Source organism: Zunongwangia profunda SM-A87 (genome assembly GCF_000023465.1).
In the GTDB taxonomy this organism is placed as follows: Bacteria; Bacteroidota; Bacteroidia; order Flavobacteriales; family Flavobacteriaceae; genus Zunongwangia; species Zunongwangia profunda.
The window spans coordinates 4,722,611-4,744,919 of sequence record NC_014041.1; the positions used below are offsets into that span (position 1 = coordinate 4,722,611).

Below are 22,309 nucleotides of genomic sequence, written 5' to 3' on the forward strand. Positions count from 1 at the left end.
CTGGACGAGATTATATTTATAAATTCATATGCCTTTACAATTTAATTCAAACATTATAATCTCGTGATAGCAAAAGTTTTGAACTATCGATTAAATTACTCGTTCGGATTTTTTTAATCTCTTTGTCCTAGAGATTTTCTTGTAAGCTTCCTGTACAGACGCTACTGATAGATTCTATCCACCGATGCTCCTGGGTCATGCTCTTCTTCCATCCATTTTTTTAATTTAGTACCATATTCTTTTACCTTATCGGCATAAGCGGGATTTGTAGCAAGATTATTAAGTTCATAGGGGTCTTTTTCGAGATCATAAAATTCTAAAGAAGGTCGTCTTACAATGCGTTCTGACAATATTTTAGCCTGTTCTGAATGATTAGCCTTTTCTTTCCATGAAGCCCATACCACACCTTTTTCATTATCATTCATGGTGTATTTTATCTTGTATTCTCTTTCTGGAGTCAAATTTTCTATAAGCTTATATCTTTTGCTTCTTATACCCCGTATTGGATATGCTGGTCCTTCAGGAATATTATTATGAATCCCATAGGCGAAATCCCTATGAGATGCCGAGGAATTTTCTAAAACATCCAGAAAACTTTTCCCATCAAGCTTTTCAACAGGATCACCTCCAGCGATATCAATCAATGTGGGCAACATATCTTCATACTGTACAATGGCATCGGTCGAGGAATTGGCTTCTACTTTCTTATTCCATTTAACGATCATTGAACTTTTTTGTCCCTGATCCCAAAGTGTCCATTTACCTCCCGGAAATTTGGGGCCCTGTTCTCCTAAAAAGATAACGATAGTATTATCGTATTGCCCTTCATCTTTCAACATTTGCATAACATCTCCTACCTGATTATCAAGCTTGCGCACCTCTGCCAAATATTTAGTGTAATCTTCCCGGGTCTCAGGAGTATCCACATAATTTGGCGGAAGCACTAAACTATCGGCATTAAACTCACCCGGGTTACCCACAGTCCATGGTGCATGTGGGTTAATACTCATCACAAATAAACAAAAAGGGTCTGCCGAATTCCTTACCAGGGATCGAATGCCATTTAAAGAATAGTCATCGCTTAACGACACACAACTGGTTTCAAATCCCTCTATAATCTCAAAAGGATAAATAGATTTTGGCCGGGTACAATCATTTTTACCTGTTAGGGCCACTCTATACCCTAAATCGCCCAAATAATGACCTACACTTTTAATACTATCATACACATTTTTATGATTCTGAAACGCTCCATGACTCATTGGGTAGCGCCCTGTAAATAAGGAGGCCCTGGTAGGCACACACATGGCTTCCGAGCAAATCATATTGTTAAATTTCATTCCTTGATTTGCAAGCTCATCAATATTTTTAGTATTTATATTCTCACCTCCATAACAGCTAAGCTGCCCACTATCAAGGTCATCTGCCATGATAATGACAAAATTAGGCCGTAAATTCCCTTTAGACTGTTTGTTTACCTCCTGTCCTTTTAAATTACCGCCTATAAATAAAACAAAAACGCCTAAAAAAATTAAACTCGTTATTTTTAAAATTTTCGAACTCATAATTCATAATTTAAGCTCCACCTGTTTGGTCTCAGCATAGCCATATAAATGCTCCAATTTACTATTTTATCTTGAGATAAGTTATAGTCTAAAAGAAAGCGCTGTTTATCACTCGATGAGCATTTCCAATATTAGAAATATACCACAGTCTAAGGTATTGAGAAATGTAAAGCACTCCATAAAGCTTAGACTGCCTAAACCGGAGCAATTTAATTTGAATATAGTAGGAATAGAAGTTCTTATTCTTCATATTAAGACAATAAAAAAAGCGAAAGATCGATCTTTCGCTTTTCAATAATAATTGTTTAGGACTGGTTAAAATTTATAACCAATTCTGATATTTAAGGTATTTAAACGAGCTTTTATATCATCAAAATAATCATCACCAGAATAACGGTTTGTAGCTTCGAAAGCATACCTTGCATCAAGGAAAAAATGCTCATCAATATGGTATCCAACTCCAAAAGCAGCATCTAACCCAACAGTATTGATGTTTACATCCTCTAGAATGAAGTTAGCCTGAGGTCCCGCCTGAACAAAAAATCCCGAATCTTCAATATAATACTGTGCTAGTACTGGGACAGTAAGAAAACTGGTTTCTTTTATTCTCATATAATTTGCAGAAGGTCCTATATGCCAATTTCCATCTTTATACTATTTAATGCTAAAATCCAAGCTTAAGATTTATATGAAGTATTGATCCCCTACTCCATACAATTAAATCAACTTTTTAAGCTTTCAAAAAACTCCATTAGATTATCATCATGTTCCAGGTTCAATTTTTTTCGCAACCTGTATCTTGCTGTTTCTACTCCTCTAATAGAAATTCCTAATAATGGAGCAATATCCTTATTGGATAATTCCATTTTGATGAATGCTGATAGCCGTAATTCTTTTTTGGAAAGATTAGGGATTTTTTGTTTCAGGTTTGTAAAGAATTCATGGTGAACACTTTCAAAATTGCTATCAAAAACCTGCAAATATTGCTCATCAATATTGTTTCTGTGCATTTTCTTAAAGATCTCAAGAATCTTTTGATTGGATTGTTTATTTTTTGAAATCTGTTTAAGTTCCTTTAAATCTTCCTGAAGTTGATCGAAAAAATTCTTTTTATTAACTAATAGCATGGTGTAATTAGCTAATTCCTTACTTTTTTCAATAATATCTCGCTGTAGATGTTTTTTATCCCTTTCAATTTTCTCTTTATCCTGCTCTAATTTTAACTGATTAATTTCTAGCTGAAGTAATTTATTTGCTCGTTGTTCTTTAAGTATAGACTTTTGATTTTCTTTCTTTATTTTTCTCGCAAGCAATTGCTGTCCGGTTATAAGGAGTAATAGAAAAATTATTGCATAACCTACATAGGCCATACCACTTTGATACCATTTTGGGCGTATATAAAATTGATAAGAAGCGATTTTTGATTCGTTGCCCAATACGTTTTTACTTTTAACCTTAAACACATAATTACCAGGCGTTAATAAACTATATTCTTTAAAAGCTAAGTGTTGCCAACTCGACCAATCCTTATCTACATCTTCCAGCTTATAGCTAAATTTTATATTTTGATTATTCACCATAGATGGTGTGGCAAAAGAGAATTTTATACTATTTAAATTATTGGGAATTTCGACGATAGAATCTTTATCAACAGGAAGGTTTACAGTATTTTGATCCCTATAATAGGTAATCTTTGTAAAAAAAGTTTTCACCCCCTCTTGCCTAATGGTATTAGATAAATCATATAAGAATAATCCGTTATGGGTACCCACTAATAAGCTATTTTCCGATAAGGGCGTTATAGACTCCATTCCACGATTAAATGTCCCCTTGGTTTGAAGAAAAATATCACTTTGTATTTTGGGATTATTTGAATTTGTTAGAAAAAAACCCAGCTCATCATCCTGAACTACCCAAGTTTTATCTTTAGCATCAATAATTGTTCTGGGATTTCTTGTCGTATCTATGATCTTGTTAATGGGCTTATAAGGCTTAAATCTCTTGTCATACTCATCAAACTTATAAACTCCGTTATTCGTAGAAAATACTGTTTCATCCTGCCATTTAAATACATTAATATTGAATTTTGCAGGTAATCCGTTTTTCTCCGTAAAATGATCAATAGCAATCGCCCTTTCCAGTTGCTTATCCAAAGTTATCCTATACACTCCTTTATAACCATGACATATCCAAAATACATTGGGATTATGAGTTGCTAAAATATCCCTTGAAGATTCGTCGAAACCCTGTACTTTATTTCGAATGATCCAATTGCCATTTTCATTTTTGAGTATATAAATACCTTCATAGGTACACACTAGATATGTATTAGGATAGTTTTTAAGCTTAATAGTTTTCCAAACCCCATTAACACCACCTATTCTTTCAGAAGTAAAATCACGGGTAAGCTTAAACAGACCTTTATCATGATTAATAAAAAGTTCACCATTTAACTCATTAAAACTCCAGGCCTGGCCAGGGATATCATTTAATTTTTTAAATGAATTGGGATTGATGTTTTGATTCAACAAGTCTGAATAATATATCCCTTTATTGGTAGCCACATAAAAATAATCTTTATCCCAGTAGGTATCATAAACAGAAGCCTGATTAAAAATGGTGGTTCTTGGACTGTTATAATTAAGAAATTCCAGTCCGCTATCCAATAAAGCCCATACGTTACCATTACTTGTTTTATACAAGTTTAATACTGTTTTATCATTTGCACTGTTGATGGAACTTATGTGATATCCTGCCTCCTCTTTCTTTAATACTTTGATGCCCTGACTTAAAGTACCTAATAAAACACTGCTAGGATCTAACTTTAAGACTGAAATAATTTGATCATTAGAATCTTCGAAAATCGACTGTTTAAGACTTAAAGATTTTTGATTGGTTTCAAAAATTTTACCGTTTGAGGTAATGAGATCAAAATTATCAGATATATAAACAATGGAGTAATTATCAATAGCTTCTGCAGAAAAATATTCTGAAATCTGGTTTTTGTCCAAGTTTAATTCATAAAGTCCTTCATTAGCATCCTGAACAAAATATCTGTCCCCAACAAGAAAAGATTTTATAAACGAATTTTTAGAAGGAATTTGAGTAACATTCCCATTTTCTAAAACGAATAATTTTTTAAAACTTCTAAAAATAACGCGTTCCTTAATAACATCAATTTGCCAGATATTTTCAAAAGACACATTCTGTAATTGCAAACTTTCTTTTAGTGATATAAAACGATAATCGCCAAATTCGTTATGCTTTATATAACCTAATTCGTTATAACCTCCTGCATAAATAGTCCCATCCGCCCCTTTAGCCAAACTTCGCACCGAAGAAGAATTTGTTAAATGTACGGTCGTCCAGTGGCTACCGTCAAATATTAAAATTCCGTCGTTATTTCCAAAATACATCACCGCTTCGGCATCTTCGGTTACACTCCAAAACTGGGAGTCTGCATTAAAATCCTGCTGGCTATAATAATCGATATTCGGATTTTTAGACAGGTCTATTACTGGAACTGGGGATAAATTATTCTGAGCTGATATTGTATAATGATCACTAAAAACTCCATAAAATAAGAACAGAAATACTGTCAGATAATCAAAAACAAAGTCGTTAATCTTAAAATTTTCAGATTTCATGCATTAAAATTAACAAATACTGAATCAAAATTATATTTACAAAGCCTGCTAATATAGTTTTTACCAATTAAATAACGATAAAAATTAAAAAATAATTTACTGTTTAATAGTTATTTACAATAATTGAAGTAGTAAAAAAGTAATGTTAATTTAATGTGAAGTATTTGAAATGTATTATAAAATTTAAGCTTCAAAACATCGATTTATACTTTTCCATCATCATTTAAAACAAAATCGAAATCGTTATAGTCTATTGGTTTGATAAATTTCACTTGAAATCTATCAATAATGAAAACGATTGAAATCATTAAAATTTATAATATGGGATTAAAGAATTATTTACTTTTTTGTTTTTCCTTAATTGGATTTTATGCCTGGTCACAAAAAGAGATTACAGGAACAGTTAAAGAGGAAGCTACGGGCTTACCTATACCTGGTGTAAATGTTATTGTAAAAGGAACAGCGAACGGCGTGGTCACCGATTTTGACGGAAATTATAGTATTAATGCATCCTCTAACGACATTTTGGCTTTTTCTTATGTTGGTTTTTTATCTCAAGAAATTACGGTAGGTAATAAAACGAGTATAAATGTAAGTTTAGCAGAAAATGCCGAAGCCTTATCCGAAATTATAGTTATTGGCTACGGTGCTCAAAAAAGAGAGGATATTACCGGTGCAGTGGGGGTCATTAATGCTGATGAAACTTTTGAGGATCGGCCTAACAATGATTTGGGATCATTAATACAGGGACAGGCAGCCGGTGTTCAGGTTTTAAAAAGTTCTGGAAAACCTTCTGCAGGTTTTAATATTAGGGTACGTGGAACCAGTTCTATAGATGGTAATAGTGACCCATTATATGTGATTGATGGTGTTCCTACACAGGATACCCGCTCTTTAAACCCATCGGATATTGAAAGCATATCCATATTAAAAGATGCTTCATCTGCCGCTATCTATGGTGCGCAGGGAGCCAACGGTGTGGTTTTAATAACCACAAAACAGGGAAAATCTGAAAAGGCTGCATTTCAGTTTGATTCCTATGTCGGTATTTCTGAAGTATGGAAAACCCAAAAAGTTTTAAATGCAGAACAGTATCGCGATTTAATGACCGAATTAGGCAAAAACACTGATTGGAGCCAGTACAACCAAAATACAGATTGGCAGGATAAAATTTTTGAAGAAGGATTATCTCAAAATTATCAGTTAGCCGTTTCTGGAAATAATAACGGAACGCAATATTATATTTCGGGAGGTTACCTTAGTCAGGAAGGCGCGGTAAGAAGTGCTGAAATGGAACGTTATAGTTTTAAAACCAATTTATCCAAAGAAATAAATAGCTGGATAAAGATTGGTACCAATATCAATTACACCCATTATACAGATGTAGATGTGACCGATAATTCTGCGGTTAATCAAGGTGGGGTTTTATTAGGAGTATTAGCTACCCCTCCAAATATAGGGATATATAGAGAAGACGGTTCTTATACCAGTAACCCATTTCAGGATTGGGAAAATCCGTTTTCAAGCACAGATGCTGCAGATAGGAGATATAAAAACCAAAGATTATTGGGAAATATTTATACCGAAGTGAAATTCTTAAAAGACTTTACTTTTAAAACCAATTTCGGAATCGATTTTAATGCAGACCGTAATGATTATTTCCTGGATCCATTTACCACTAGTTACGGGCGTGCGACCAACGGTATTGGACGTTATAATACAAATATTAATAATTACTTTATATGGGACAATACCCTTAGATATAACCACAGCTTTGGGGATCATAAACTGGAAGCCCTTGTAGGGAGTGTTTTCCAGAAAAACCGATGGGAAAACAGTAGCATCGAAAGAAGAAATTTTGCCAGTGCAGAAATTACTACTCCGGGAGCCGGATCTGAAATCATAAGCGCGAATGCCGGCAAAAGCGAAAAAACAAATGCGTCGTTTATTTCCAGAATAAACTATGACTTCAAAAAAAGATACTTATTAACAGCCAATTTTAGAGCTGATGGCTCTAGTTCTTTTGGGCCTGCTAACAAATGGGGATATTTTCCATCCTTCTCTGCCGGATGGAGAATTTCCAGAGAGGCTTTCCTGGAAGATGTAGAAAATTTATCTGAACTAAAACTAAGAGCCGGCTGGGGGATCGTTGGTAACGACACCGGAGGTTATGCATATCTTGCAAGGGTAGGATCTGGAGGAAATTACCCTATTGGAGGGCAAACAATGCCGGGAACTTACCCCGTCACTATTGCGAATGACGATTTAAAATGGGAAGAATCTGAGCAAACGAATATCGGTATAGATTTAGGTTTATACAATGGGAATATTACCTTTTCTGTAGATGCATATTTAAAAAAGAACTACGACCTTCTTTTAAATAATCCGCTACCAACCGGAACCGGATTTAGTTCTGCCATCCAAAACGTAGGGGAAATTCAAAATAAAGGATTGGAATTTCAATTAAACACGGTAAACATAACTACAGATAATTTCTCGTGGACCACTTCTGCAAATCTTTCCTTAAACCGAAATGAGGCTAAATATATTGTTGGGCAGGTAATTACCCGAGGGGATGTGGCCAGTAGAGGTAATGTAAGTTTAATTAAAGAAGGAAAAGCCTTAGGTACATTTTACGGGTATCAATGGGGCGGTGTAGATCCACAAACAGGAGATGTTTATTACATCGATCAAAATGGCGAAAGTACATTTAATCCTACAGCAGATGATCGACGAATTATTGGCGACCCTAACCCAGATTTTATTTATAGTTTGGGGAATACGCTATCCTATAAAGATTTCAGTTTAAATATTTTCTTACAGGGATCTCAAGGGAATGATGTCTTTAATGCAACCCGTTTACAGATGGAAGCAATGGTAGACTCTAAAAACCAATTAGCTTCTGTAAATAATAGATGGAGACAACCGGGAGATATTACTAATATCCCAAGAGCTTTAGAAGGTGATACCAAAAACTCAAGACTTTCAACACACTATGTTGAGGATGGTTCATATTTAAGATTTAAAGCGGTAAGCTTAAGCTATAATCTTCCCGCACCACTGCTGAATAAATTGAATCTAAGCACATTGAAGCTCTATTTAACAGGCGAGAATTTAATTACGATTACAGATTATTCCGGTTTTGATCCTGAAGTTAATGCCTTTGGAGGCAATACAGCAGTACAGGGGGTAGACTTTGGTACCTATCCGCAAACCAGAAACGTAATTTTAGGAATGAATGTTAGATTTTAAAATTGATTATGATTATGAAAAATATAAAGCAATACATAATGATTTCATTAGTAGCAGGAACTTTGGTTTCCTGTAATGATGAACTGGACATAAAACCAATTTCTGAAGAAACAGCAGCCTCAGCCTACGCTACAGGTCCGCAAATACAGGCGGCATTAACAGGGGTGTATGAATCTTTTCAATCTTCAGATTATTATATCTGGGATAGGGTGATCTATCAGGATGTAAGATCGGATAATCACTATGCAGGTGGTGACAATCCCGAAATTTATCAATTTGACCGTATAGATATCACACCCACAAACGGCAGAATTTACGGGATGTGGGGAAATGTTTATAACGCCATATCCAAAGCCAATGTCGTTTTAGAAAATGCCCCCTTAGTAGAAAATAGAATCACCGAAGAAGAACGTGAACACATTTTAGGGCAGGCTTATTTTTTACGGGCTTATCATTATTTTACCCTTGTAAAAAATTTTGGTGATGTACCATTATACCTGGAGTTTATAAGCACTACCGACCCTTCGATGACTAGAAAACCAAGAGCCTCGGTAGACGAAGTGTATACCCAAATCATGGCCGATTTAGAGGAAGCTTTAACGCGCTTACCCGATGATTATGGTAATGACGCGAGCGTAAATAAAGCCAGAGCCACAAAAGGCGCAGCGAATGCACTTTTAGCCAAAGTTTATGCACAAATGCCAAATCCAGATTACAACAAAGTTTTAGAGCACACCAACGCAGTAATTAACAGCCCTGCAGGGTATACCCTACTCGCTAATTATGCCGAATTATTTGATGGAAATCATTATAATAATTCAGAATCTATTTTAGAAATTCAGTTTTTAGGAGGCGACGAAGGAAACTGGGCGCCACAAATGCAATTACCGCCTTCTATTAGTGGTGACAGCTGGAGAAAATTTGTCACTCCGTCTAAAGATTTAGTGGCGGCTTTTGATGCCGAAGGTGATAACATTCGTAAAAATGCAACCGTACTTTTTGAAAAAGTTTCCTGGATCGATGAGTATTGGGGAAATGCCCCTAACAGTAGTGTTGCTTTTGCATATAAATGGAAAAATGCCAGCGCCTGGGCAAGTGCAGATAACGAATACTTACTTCGCTTAGCCGATATCATATTACTAAAAGCCGAAGCTTTAAACGAATTAGGGCAAACAGACCAAGCTGTAGAACTAGTGAATATCATTAGAAATCGAGCTGAATTAGAGCCGCTAACTGCAGGAGAAACAGCCTCTCAAAATACAATGAGGGAAGCTATTTTAAAAGAGCGGCGATTAGAACTTGCTCAAGAAGCTAAACGTTGGGACGATTTAATTAGATATAACAAAGCTATTGAAGTTATGAATAGTGTAGATGATATCGATTTAAGTACTGGCCAACCGGTAAATTACAGTGTAACCGAAAAAGATCTGTTATTACCAATTCCCCAAAACGAGATCGATAGAAACCCTAATCTTACACAAAATCCTGGATACTAAAATGAAGAAGATATTAATAACTATAGTAATTGCAGCTACATTAATTGGCTGTTCAGATGATGATCAGAAAAGTTACCCGCCACCAACAACCGGTGGTAGCGGTAACGAAGTTGGAACGGCACAAATTTGGGTTACCAGTGGCGATGAGAGCAGGTTGCTTTCAGCACAAGATCATCTAAGTATTATTGATAATAAGGAGACATCATACCCTTCCATCACAATTAATGAAACTGAACAAATGCAGGAAATAGAAGGGTTCGGAGCAGCTTTAACCGGTTCTTCTGCTTATGTGATTAATAATTTAAGTACTGCACAAAAAAACAGTTTGCTTTCCGATTTGTTTGATGTAGAAAGTGGAGCGGGAATGAGTTATTTACGATTAACCATTGGAGCTTCAGATTTTTCCTTGGAAGATTTTACTTACGACGATATGCCGCAAGGACAGGAGGATCCTAACCTGGATAATTTTTCTATTGCCCATGATGAAATGCATGTAATTCCCGTAGCAAATGATATTTTAAGTATTAACCCGGAAGTAAAATTTATGGGAAGTCCTTGGAGTGCTCCTGCTTGGATGAAAGATAATGAAAGTTTATACGGAGGAAAATTAGAAGAACAATGGTATGCAACCTACGCCAATTATTTTGTTGAATACATTCAGGCTTTTGAAAATCATGGAATTCCAATTGATGCGATTACTCCACAAAATGAACCTCTACATACTTCAGGTTATCCAACCATGCGTATGGAAGCTCAGGAGCAAGCTAACTTTATAAAAAATGCATTAGGACCTGCTTTTGAAGGAGCAAATATTTCAACAAAAATTATTGCTTACGATCATAATTTTGATGAAGCAGGTTACCCAATGACCGTCTTAGGCGATGGAGAAGCTAATCCTTACGTCTCAGGCAGTGCATTTCACGCTTATGCCGGAGATGTTAGTGCGATGTCACAAGTTCACAATGCTTACCCAGACAAAGGACTTTATTTTACGGAAATTTCCGGAGGAGAATGGAGTATCGATTTTTCCAGCAACCTAAGATGGTATGTTCAGAATATTTTAATGGGTTCTACCAAAAACTGGTCTAAAAACGCTTTGTTTTGGAATTTGGCCCTCAATGAAAATCATGGACCTACCAATAATGGTTGCCAAGATTGTAGAGGAGTGGTTACCATTAATTCTTCAGGAGAAATAGAAAAAAATGAAGAATACTATGCGATAGCTCATTTTTCAAAATTTGTAAGACCGGGTGCACATCGAATTGGCTCTTCAAATTTTGATGATAATTCAGGCTTAGACGGTATTGCTTTTCAGAATCCTGATGGGAGTAAAGCATTAATAGTACTTAATGAAACTCCAACTTCAAAGACATTTTCTGTGATTATGGGAGAGAATAGATTTGATTATACCCTTTCTTCAGAAAGTGTAGCCACCATCACGTGGGAATAAAACTAAAAATTTAGAAAGATGAAAAAATATTATAGCTATATACTTATTTGTTTATCGGTTTTCGGGCTATTGAGCTGTGAAAATGATGATAACTTAGACCCTATTGGGAATTGGGAATTGTCTCAACCCGAATTAATTTCACCTGAAGAAGGAGAAGAACTATTGCTTCAGGAAGATCGGGCTAATGAAAAATTTTATTTTGAATGGCAAGAAGCGGTTTCTACTGCAGGATTTCAGGTTCGTTATGAACTTCAGATCGATACCTTAGGTAGCGAAGATCATGATTCACCAATTATCAGTGTGAAATCTGATAATAACGGAAAAGCAACTTCAGCAAGCATTCAGGCTTCAGATTTAGATTTAGCGTTATCCTACGCTGGTTATCCAGCTAATGAATCTTCAGAATTAGAATGGACGGTGGTAGCGATTTGTCAAGATACCAAAACTTATGCTACGAGAACCTTAAGTGTTACTCGATTTGAAAATGAATATGTTCCTAATCAATTGTTTATAGCTGGGAGTGCTACAGAAGTAGGGAATGATATTTCAGCAGCGATTCCTATGCGTAATTTACAAAATGCCTCAGGAGCGGCCACTTCTATTTTTGAAGCTTATACTTCTTTAGAAGCAGGGCAAACTTTTAGTATATATAGTCGCCAAGAATTGCCAGCACATATCTATGGAGGTGAAGAAGGAGTTATCGAGAAGAACGGAAACCCTATTGCAGTAGAAGAAAGCGGAGAATACAGAATTACCGTAAACTTAAACGATAATACCTATACGCTTTGGAAAATAGAGCATTGGAGTATTGTAGGAAGCGTTATTCCAAATGCTTGGGATGGTGACGAACCTTTGGAATATATGGGTAATGGTGTTTGGGAAACAACGATGTTTTTAACAGTACCAAATGGAGAAACAACCGGAGCTTTTGTTTTCAGGGCTAACCAAGATTGGGGGTATTTATTGAAGCGAATTCAGGGAACTTCCAATGAACTTTATATGGAGTCTCAAGCCGGTGAGGCAGGAATAAACATCGAAGATATTCCATTGAATAATTCTGGAGAATTTACCGTTACCTTAGATTTATCTGGCGATACCTACACTTATAATTTAGAGAGTAATTTAAGTGCTCCTTCAGAAACCCCTTCAAGTTTGTTTTTATTAGAAAACGGAACTTCGATTGCTCAATTCTCTTTAGAGGGTGATACGTTCACTTCAGCATACCTTCCATTACAAGCCGGAGTAAGTTATTCATTAAATAGTGCGGAAGATGGTACGGGTACTTCTTACTTCACCTCGAATATCATTGGCGCTACCGATAGCCCTGATGGTGATAGTGTTGCTGCCGGAATGTCCTTTGTAGAAGGAGCGGGTGAGTTTAGCGTAGATCATGATCAGGCGTATAAACTAACTTTTAATTTTGCAACAGGAAGTGGAAGTTGGCAATATTACAACCTTAAACTTTTCCATTGGGATCCAAGTAATTGGGATGGTCGTAATGAATTTGCAATGACTTATGTGCATCCTATGCAATTCACGACTACCCAAAATTTAGAAGCAGGATACAACCTAAAATTTAATTCGCCTTGGGACGTACAGTTTGGTACTCCTGAAGGTGGTGATAATTCGTTGATGAGTGGAGCGTTAGTAAATGGTGGTGGCGATTTAAACCCCATCACCCAATCAGGAAGCTATCAAGCTAATATCACTGTAGATACAACATACTCCAATGCAACTTTCGAAATTATAGCCGAATAAAAATTAATTTCCTTAAACTTTCCTAAGCAGATGACTTTAGCCAATCATCTGCTTAGGTATTTTACATAAACGATGAAAAAAATACTTCAACAATATACAGGAGTAGCTTTAGGATTTTTACTAATGGCCAGTATGCATTCTTGTAAAGATTCTAAAACAATTTCCTCAAAAGAAAAAAACAGACCCGTAGGTAAGGTTTATGTTACAACGCTCGATCAATCCCAATTATTAGCCGAAAGTGAACTTTATCAAACCCAAAGTAAAAGTTCAGAACAATTACCGGTCATCCAAATTAATCCAGGGAAAACCTATCAGAAAATGGATGGCTTTGGGTATACCTTAACCGGCGGTAGCGCGATGCATATCCACAACATGAAGGATGATGCACGTCACGCTTTATTAAAAGAATTATTTGGAAGAGATGCTAGTAGTATTGGAGTGAGCTATTTACGTATAAGTATTGGCGCTTCAGATTTAGACGAAGCACCATTTTCCTATGATGATTTAGCGGAAGGTGAAACCGATAAAAACCTCGAACATTTTTCTTTAGCAAACGATACACTTCATTTAATTCCGGTGCTAAAAGAAATTATTAAAATTCAGCCGAATATTAAAATTTTAGGTTCTCCTTGGTCACCACCAAAATGGATGAAAACCAATAACGATACTCGCGGTGGAAGCTTAAAAGAAGAATTTTACGATAGTTATGCCAGGTATTTTGTTAAATATATTGAAGCTATGAAGGCTGAAGGGATTACTATTGATGCAATTACGGTACAAAACGAACCTTTACATCCCGGTAACAATCCGAGTTTGTTAATGGAAGCCGAACAGCAAAAAGAATTTGTAAAAAATCATTTAGGACCGGTTTTCGAAGAAAATAATATCAACACCAAGATTATTGTTTACGACCATAATGCCGATCGTCCCGATTACCCTATCACGATTTTAAACGATTCGGTTGCCGCCCAATACATTGATGGTGCTGCTTTTCATTTATACGGTGGTGAAGTTGATGCCATTTCTAAAGTACACGAAGCGCACCCGGATAAAAATTTGTATTTCACCGAACAATGGGTAGGAGCTCCCGGTGATTTTGCCAAAGAAATGAATTGGCATACCGAAAATTTAATTATTGGGGCTACCAGAAACTGGTGTAAAACAGTTTTGGAGTGGAACCTTGCTGCCGACGAAAATCAAGAGCCCCATACCGATCGGGGTGGTTGTGATCGTTGTTTAGGCGCTATCACTATTAAAGGTGATAAAGTTATAAGAGAACCGGCATATTATATTATAGCTCAGGCTTCAAAATTTGTAACTCCGGGCTCTGTAAGAATTGAATCTAACCTACTCAAAGATTTACCAAATGTAGCTTTTAGGACTCCTAAAGGTACGATTGTAGTGATTGTACAGAATAAAAATAAAAAAGAACAATCGTTTCTGTTTCAATTAGAAAATGAAACCCTCGAAGTGAAATTACCAGCACAATCCGTTGGTACATATGTCATTTAAAAACCCCAAAAACTATAAACTTTATGAAATTAAATTCATTATTTCTAGGAGTATTTTTATGCTTAGGAAATTTAGTCCAAGCACAACTAAACAGTACCGTTCACGATAAAGAAATCGAGTCGTTAATCGATAAGATGACCATCGAAGAAAAAGTAGGGCAGATGACCCAAATTACTCTAGATGTCATCACTAAAGGAGAAGATATTTATTCCAGTTACGAACCTTTTGAATTAGATCAAGATTCGTTAAATAAAGCTTTGGTCGATTATCATATTGGTTCAGTTTTAAATACCGCTAATAACCGTGCCCTCACACCGCAAAAATGGTATTCCTTAATTAGTCAGATTCAAGAAACAGCCTTAAAAGATCGGTTAGAAATTCCCGTGTTATACGGAGTAGATATGATTCACGGTGCCACCTATACCGTGGGTGCAACCATGTTTCCACAGCAAATAGGGCAGGCTGCTACCAGAAATCGGGATTTAGTAAGAAGAGGCGCAGAAGTTACTGCTTACGAAACTAGAGCCAGTAGTATTTCGTGGAATTTTTCTCCGGTATTAGATTTAGGGATGGATCCTCGATTTCCTAGAATTTGGGAATCGTTTGGAGAAGATCCTTATTTAATTTCAGAATTAGGCGTAGAAATGATCAATGGTTATGAAGGGGAAGATAATGACCTTTCAAATCCTGAACACGTAGCTAGTTCACTGAAGCATTTTCTAGGCTATCACGCAGCCACTTCAGGAAAAGATAGAACACCTTCTTACATTCCAACTTCAGCATTACGCGAATATCATTTACCGGCTTTTAAAGCAGCGGTTGACGCCGGAGCACATACAGTAATGGTGAACAGTGGTATTATTAACGGAATTCCGGTACACGCTAATAAAAACTTATTGACTGGTTTGCTGAAAAATGAATTAAACTTTAAAGGTATAGTGGTAACCGATTGGGCAGATATTGAAAATTTAAATCGCCGGGATCGAATTGCTAAAGACGATAAAGAAGCAGTGATGATGGCGATAAATGCCGGAATTGATATGTCGATGGTTCCTTACAAATACGAAGTTTTTTACAATAGTTTGGTAGAATTGGTCAACGAAGGAAAAGTAAAAGAAGAACGAATTAATGATGCGGTACGAAGAATTTTACGGGTAAAATTTGCATTGAATTTATTTGAGCATCCTACCACAAATCCTAAAGATTATCCTGAATTTGGTAGTGAAGCATTTGAAAAAGCAGCTTACCATACCGCAGCAGAGTCGATTACCTTATTAAAAAACGAAGAAAATATTCTTCCTTTAAAAAAGAATACCAAGATTTTAGTCACTGGACCTAATGCTAATACTATGCGAACTTTAAATGGGGCGTGGACGTATTCTTGGCAAGGTGAAAAAACTCCGGAGTATGCGCAGGAATATAACACGATTTTCGAAGCGCTTCAGCAAAAAGGAAAGAAAAAGAATATTACCTATGTTCCCGGAGTTAGTTATAAAATGGACGGAAAATACTATGAGCAAGCTCCAGATCAGTTAGAAAAAGCGGTTGCAGAAGCTAAAAAAGCAGATGTAGTGATTTTATGTTTAGGAGAAAATACCTATACCGAAAAACCCGGAGACCTCAATGATTTATACTTAAACGAACATCAGATAGCATTAGCCAAAAAAGTAGCTGCTACCGGAACTCCTGTAATTTTAGTGTTGAATGAAGGCCGACCACGAATTATTAGTCATATTGAACCAGCTATGCAGGCGGTAGTGCAAACCTATTTGCCAGGAAATTTTGGGGGCGATGCGCTAGCCGATATTTTATATGGTGAGGTAAACCCTTCCGGGAAGTTGCCTTATACCTACCCACGCTATCCCAATGCTACAATTGGTTATATCCATAAACCTTCCGAAGAACAAAAGAAAGCCGAAGGGGTTTATAATTATGAAGCCGATTACAATCCACAATACCGGTTTGGTGATGGCTTAAGCTATACCACTTTTGACTATTCAGATTTAAAAATCAATAAAACCGAAATTGGAGTAGGAGAGGATTTGGAAATTTCTGTTAAAGTGACGAATACTGGAAATCGTAAAGGGAAAGAAGTGGTAGAGCTTTATACCTCAGATTTGTATGCCAGCAAAATCACACCCGATGTAAAACGCTTACGAAGGTTTACCAAAATAGAATTAGCCCCTAAAGAATCCAAAACCATCAACTTTATAATTTCTACCGATGATTTAAAATATGCCGATAACCATGGCGAGAGTATTTTGGAACCCGGAGAATTCAAAATTTTAATTAAAGATTTAGAAGAAAGCTTTTTGGTGAATTAGTTGTACCAAAAAAATCCATTAGAAAACGGGCAGATCTAAGAATCTGCCTCGTTTTATGGGATTGATGGGAATCAATCTCAAAAGTTGGGGTATACAATAAAAAAGCCTTTCATTACTGAAAGGCTTTTTGCAATCTTGCGATCTGGACGAGACTCGAACCAAACTCGTAAATATTTGATTATTAGCTATTTAATCGAAAAGATAATTCTATATACACCGAATTCAGCACCCTTTAACAAACTTTAACATTAATTCAAGTGAATTTTCGCTCATAATGTATAATTCGCCCACCCCCTTGTGGTTTCAAAATTCCTTTAGAAGCCATATCCTGTAATCTCGTGTGCCCGTCATTTAAGAATGATTAACTTCTTATGTTTCAAGACATAGTTTTGCAACACATGCTTTACTTAAAAATGTTCCATTGATGGCAATTTCCTCGATGTTAGGACACTCCAAAATCAATACTACTCAAATTTATTTAAAGTCTTTACCTACCAATATTTTAGATCAGTACCAAGAGGAAATGAATAAGGTTTTTAATTAATTGATGTAATACTACTTTCTCTATTTTTATAGCGATATATTATAAAAACTACAGCAATTATTTGAAGAATACTTGCCAATATCGAGCCTTCAAAACCAAAGTTGCCTCCGTTGAATAGATTAGGGGAATCTCTCGAGATTCTCAGTACTGAATACATACTTTGTCCACTTACATTAAATCCTAATAAACTCTGAAAAAAGTTCCAACTAAAATGTAATGCAATAGGCAACCAAAGATTTTTAGTATAAGCATAAGATATACCTAAAAAAATTCCGGCAATAAAAATATTGATCAATCCTAATAAACTTAAGTTAGGGTTGAAAGCATGTAATAACGAGAATATTAATGCTGTAATCACTAGTGCAAAATACTTACCAAAGGAATCCATTAGGTTTTTTTGAATATATCCTCTGCAAAAAATTTCTTCTTTAAGTGCCACAATAATGAATAATAACATAGCAATTAAAAACTCTTTGAAGTTCCAGTTTATAGTCTCAAGGCTAATCTCTCCCAGTGCTAATAAAATTCCAAAACCTAAAATTATGATCCCTGCTCCTAGAGCAAGACCAATTATAATATCCTTTGCTCTATTTTTTAAATGTAAACCAATGTCTACAAACCTTTCTTTATCCACCCTAAGTACGAAAATCCAGACAACAACTAAAGTACCTAAGAAAGAGAAAAATGAAATAATAAGTTTTTGGCTAGATGTTTTAACGCCTGTTTCAAGGGATTTTAATTCTATACCCAAAATGGAAGCTCCTATAATTTCAAAAACTCCAACTATAAATAAAAATGGAATTATAATTAATAAAATTCTTCCCCATCCAGGAAGTTTGCTATTTTGAGACATATAAAATAATTTAAAATTTATTTTCCTTTAAAAAGATATGCGCTCTTAAGCTTATATTGCTTCGAGGTATCTTTATCTATAATTCTTAATTCTACGATGTTATTATTATATAATAAGGACTGTGCACGACAAAAGTCTATATTGCTTTTTATAATTAATCCATTCACTGCAACAAGTTTCTGGCCGAGTTCAATTCCTATTTTTTGAGCTGGAGAATCTTCAATTAATGTAGATATGTATGCTGATTCATGTTGCGAATCAAATTTTACATGGACACCAAACATCTTATCCATAAAATCAATACTGTCCTTTGGAGATAATATAAGCTTATCATCTTTCCAGCTAATGGTTGTTTTAAATTTTTTAAAAAAACCTAAGCCCAGTAAGTTTAAATCACCCTTGCGAGAACTTGTAGGAAAATTATTTACTTCGAAGCTTGTATTTGAAAATTTCAATGTATCCAGTAAATAAATCTTTTCTTGAGCTACTGTTTTTGATTGCTCACCAAGACCATGTGATCCCTCTCCAAATATAGTTTTCGATCTTAGAATCAAAGAGTCTCTAATAATTAGATTTTCATTCAGACTTAGATGCCCACTATTCCCAAGATCTACAGACACTTCGATATCTTTCGATTTATGAGATATCCTTACCGGAATATGCAATTGATGTCCATAAGAGTTCTGTTCCAAATCGAACTGTAGATCTGAAGAAGAAATTTTTTGATCACTTAGCTCTTTGGTAACTATAAGTACTTGCTTTTCAAAATCAATTTGCCAAACCATATGCCTCATAACGCCAATTCCAATAATACCATAAGCATCCGGGCATTGATTATTAATTGAAGTAACCTGAAAATTAAGGTCGGTAAGTTTTAAGTTGCCTATCTCCAATTGATCGACCTCTTTAATTTCGGACCAAAAAAAGTTACCAGAAGATCCAAAGCTTGGGGTGTAGCCATTATCATTTAAATCGAAATCATCCTCAAAACGCTCGAAAACAACATTAGAAGCTCCGCTGTCTAAAATAAAAGGATAGGTCTTTTTTTCTTTCCCAGAACCTACATCAATGAGAATATGGCCGGAATTGGACAAACGAAATGGAATAGTGTCATGAGTTCCGTGAAATTCAAGTTTAGCATCAGATAACTCCGATAAACCTGAAGTAAAATAGAAAATAGAACCTATGAGTACAATGAGAACTAAAATGGTGGCAAAAAATCCCCATTTTAATATTTTGATTATAAATTTCACCTATCTTTAATTTAATCTATTTTTTATAGGGCATACTGTTCTATTATTGGAAATTGTTGCTTCCATAGTTGATAATATTTATCCCGTTTTTCGAATAAACTTTCATGGTTCCCTTCTTCAATTACTTTCCCTTCTTCCAGAACTACTATTTTGTCAGCATTAACTACGGTGCTCAATCTGTGGGCGATTATAATTATTGTTTTATTTTGTTTACGCAGTTCATCTATGGTATTTTGAATATAATTTTCAGAAGAACTATCTAAAGATGATGTAGCTTCATCTAATACTAATATCTCAGGATTTTTATAAAGGGCTCTGGCAATAGCAATACGTTGTTTTTGACCTCCAGAAAGGCTTGCTCCATTTTCACCGAGATAAGTATTGAATCCATTTGGCAATTTTTCAATAAAATCTATAATACCTATAGACTGACATATATTAATTATGCGTTGCATGTGAGGCTGAAATTCTCCAACCGCAATATTTTCAATAACATTACCCGCAAATAAATCTATTTTTTGAGGTACAACACTAACTAAATTTCTTAAACTTTCATTTTCGATATATTTTAAATCATTTTTTCCTATATAAATATGACCATTTTGTATAGGATAGATATTTTGCAATAATGAAATTAGTGTGCTTTTTCCAGATCCACTTTCTCCAACAATTGCTGTAATCTCGCCTTTTAATATATTTAAATTGAAATTTTTGAAAACATCTACCCGGCTACCATATCTAAAATCAACATTCTTAAACATGATATCACCAATCATATCAGGCTCCAATTTCATTTTATTTTCTGCTTCTTCCCTTTCTAAATCCATAATCTCGAAAAGACGATCTGCTGCTATTAAGGCATTTTGTATTTGTTTATTCGCCCCAATTAATTCGGCGACAGGACCTGTTAAATAGCCTACAATTGCATAAAAGGATAATAACTCTCCTGCGGTAATTTCCTGATTGATGACAAAATAGGAACCTGTCCAAAGCAAGATTATGGTAAAAACACGGGCAATAAACTGAGAGCCCGTAGAAGAGAATATACTATTTAAAGCAGATTTATAGCCTGTTTGGAGTAAACTTACAAAACGAGTTTCCGTTTTTATATTTGAAAAATCTTCAATCCCAAATCTCTTTATTGTACCTACGCTATTTAAGGATTCTACCAGCTGACTTTCTAAATCCGCTGATTTTTCCATAACATTACGTTCTACTTTCTTATTCAATTTATTGGTAATTAAATAAACTATGCCATAGAAAGGAATGATTAAGGTCATTATTAACGCCAGTTTCCAATAAAATGTAAACATTAGCGCAAAAGAAAAAATAACTATTAAAACGTTTACGGTTAAATTAAGCGCAACCCCATTTATAAAGTTTCTGATTTTTACAGCATCATTGATTCTTGAAATAATTTCCCCAACTCTCATGGTATCGAAAAACTGCTGTGGTAATTTTAATAAATGCTTATAATAACCAAGGATTAATCTGACATCAATTTGTTGTCCGGTTTTAACCAAAAAAACGTCTTTAAATATACTTATCACTATTTGCAATGCTAACAGAATAAGCATAATTATGCTTAAAAGATTAAGCAAATTGATATTACCACCTACCAGAACATAATCAGTAATTTTTTGAATATAAATGGATGTTGAAAAACCTAACAAAGTATAGACAAGAGCGCCAAAAAAAGCCTGAACAAGCACAAACTTATGGGGTTTTAATAGAAACCAAAATCGCTTAAAAACCGATACTTTTTCATTCCTCGATGTAAATTCCTCGTTAGGTAGTAGAAGTACTAAAACACCCGTCCACTCTTTTTTAAATTCCTCATGGGATTTTTTATGAAATTTCCCATCCCCGGGATCCATAATTTTCACATAAGATTTAGTGACCTCGTAAATAACCACATAATGCTGTAATCGTTCTTTTACGATTATATGAGCGATGGCAGGTTTGGGAATTTTATACAAACTATCAAAATCACCACGAACACCTTTAGCCTCAAAGCCTAATTTTTTAGCGGCTTCAAGTAACCCCAATACATTAGTTCCTTTTTTATCGGTACTAGCATATTGTCTTATACGGGCAATAGGTGTTTCTAATTTATAATGTGCAGAAATTGAAGCGAGACATGCAGCACCACAATCTGTAATGTCGTGCTGCTTTATAGTAATTTTTGGCATATTTTTTTAAATATTTCGCATAGATAGGAAAGTCCACTGCAGAATGTTTGCAGGGAATTATAAATATTGAATAAATGAATTGCTTAAAATTTCAATGGTATTCCTGAACGAAGTTAACAGGAATTTCCGCCTAATTAAAAAATGGCAATATTTATAAAAATTTTGATTATCCGTAATTTGTAATATTTCGTTTTTTCTTCCTTCCGGACTTGATCCGGAATCTCATACTGTAGTAAGAAACAAGCTATTGTAGTGAGACCGTGAATCAAGTTCAGGGTTACAAAACGTGATTATAATCTATTGCGGACATTCAATAAAAATTTAACACAAATCAGAATAATAAACGGCGGAGGATGAAATTATTTTAAAAAATTTGTAATGGCTATAAATTCAAAGTAAGATAAGGCATTTAGAATAAATTCAAGCACACATAAGATGTATGTCTATGCAAGCTTGGAATCCT

The 22,309-nt window shown here is 35.1% G+C and carries 12 protein-coding genes and 1 pseudogene; 7 read left to right on the forward strand and 6 right to left on the reverse strand.

Translation table 11 applies throughout. The features are described from left to right. Positions 1-161: 161 nt before the first annotated feature. The 3 genes from ZPR_RS20755 to ZPR_RS20765 all read right to left on the reverse strand — a co-directional run bounded on the left by ZPR_RS20755 (position 162) and on the right by ZPR_RS20765 (position 5,212). The gene (locus ZPR_RS20755) at positions 162-1,565 is read right to left on the reverse strand and encodes a sulfatase family protein (RefSeq protein WP_013073748.1); all 1,404 of its coding nucleotides are present in this window, start codon (positions 1,563-1,565) and stop codon (positions 162-164) included. A 315-nt stretch (positions 1,566-1,880) separates the two neighbouring features. Continuing rightward, positions 1,881-2,177, reverse strand: a complete 297-nt coding sequence (locus ZPR_RS20760; RefSeq protein ID WP_013073749.1) for an outer membrane beta-barrel protein — start codon at positions 2,175-2,177, stop codon at positions 1,881-1,883. A 110-nt stretch (positions 2,178-2,287) separates the two neighbouring features. Next, on the reverse strand, positions 2,288-5,212 hold the full coding sequence (locus tag ZPR_RS20765) for a triple tyrosine motif-containing protein (protein ID WP_013073750.1): 2,925 nt from the start codon (positions 5,210-5,212) through the stop codon (positions 2,288-2,290). Between the two features lie 288 nt (positions 5,213-5,500). On the opposite strand from ZPR_RS20765, the gene ZPR_RS20770 reads away from it, so the two are divergent. From ZPR_RS20770 to ZPR_RS23965, 7 genes and pseudogenes are all read left to right on the forward strand, one after another. Then, positions 5,501-8,464 (forward strand): SusC/RagA family TonB-linked outer membrane protein, encoded by a 2,964-nt coding sequence (locus ZPR_RS20770; RefSeq protein ID WP_013073752.1) that lies wholly within the window; start codon positions 5,501-5,503, stop codon positions 8,462-8,464. Between the two features lie 14 nt (positions 8,465-8,478). Further along, positions 8,479-9,960, forward strand: a complete 1,482-nt coding sequence (locus ZPR_RS20775) for a RagB/SusD family nutrient uptake outer membrane protein (protein ID WP_041580160.1) — start codon at positions 8,479-8,481, stop codon at positions 9,958-9,960. A gap of 1 nt (position 9,961) precedes the next feature. Further along, on the forward strand, positions 9,962-11,410 hold the full coding sequence (locus ZPR_RS20780) for a glycoside hydrolase family 30 protein (RefSeq protein ID WP_013073754.1): 1,449 nt from the start codon (positions 9,962-9,964) through the stop codon (positions 11,408-11,410). Positions 11,411-11,428: 18 nt separating this feature from the next. Next, positions 11,429-13,168 (forward strand): SusE domain-containing protein, encoded by a 1,740-nt coding sequence (locus ZPR_RS20785; RefSeq protein ID WP_013073755.1) that lies wholly within the window; start codon positions 11,429-11,431, stop codon positions 13,166-13,168. 72 nt (positions 13,169-13,240) lie between these two features. Further along, positions 13,241-14,680, forward strand: coding sequence for a glycoside hydrolase family 30 protein (locus ZPR_RS20790; RefSeq protein WP_013073756.1), 1,440 nt, complete (start codon positions 13,241-13,243; stop codon positions 14,678-14,680). A gap of 23 nt (positions 14,681-14,703) precedes the next feature. Then, the gene (locus tag ZPR_RS20795; RefSeq protein ID WP_013073757.1) at positions 14,704-17,004 is read left to right on the forward strand and encodes a glycoside hydrolase family 3 N-terminal domain-containing protein; all 2,301 of its coding nucleotides are present in this window, start codon (positions 14,704-14,706) and stop codon (positions 17,002-17,004) included. A 382-nt stretch (positions 17,005-17,386) separates the two neighbouring features. Next, positions 17,387-17,548: pseudogene (locus tag ZPR_RS23965) on the forward strand (tyrosine-type recombinase/integrase); the annotation flags it as partial. Here the strand turns inward: ZPR_RS23965 and ZPR_RS20800 are convergent. The 3 genes from ZPR_RS20800 to ZPR_RS20810 are packed head-to-tail and all read right to left on the reverse strand — an operon-like array spanning position 17,541 to position 21,846. Further along, entirely contained in the window at positions 17,541-18,401 is an 861-nt protein-coding gene (locus tag ZPR_RS20800; RefSeq protein WP_013073759.1) for a CPBP family intramembrane glutamic endopeptidase, read from the reverse strand. The pseudogene ZPR_RS23965 and the gene ZPR_RS20800 overlap by 8 nt on opposite strands. Before the next feature lie 17 nt (positions 18,402-18,418). Next, positions 18,419-19,654: an aspartyl protease family protein gene (locus ZPR_RS20805; RefSeq protein WP_013073760.1), complete on the reverse strand. Its 1,236-nt coding sequence runs from the start codon at positions 19,652-19,654 to the stop codon at positions 18,419-18,421. Positions 19,655-19,677: 23 nt separating this feature from the next. Beyond that, complete coding sequence (locus ZPR_RS20810; RefSeq protein WP_013073761.1) at positions 19,678-21,846, reverse strand: peptidase domain-containing ABC transporter; 2,169 nt, start codon at positions 21,844-21,846, stop codon at positions 19,678-19,680. Positions 21,847-22,309: the final 463 nt, after the last annotated feature.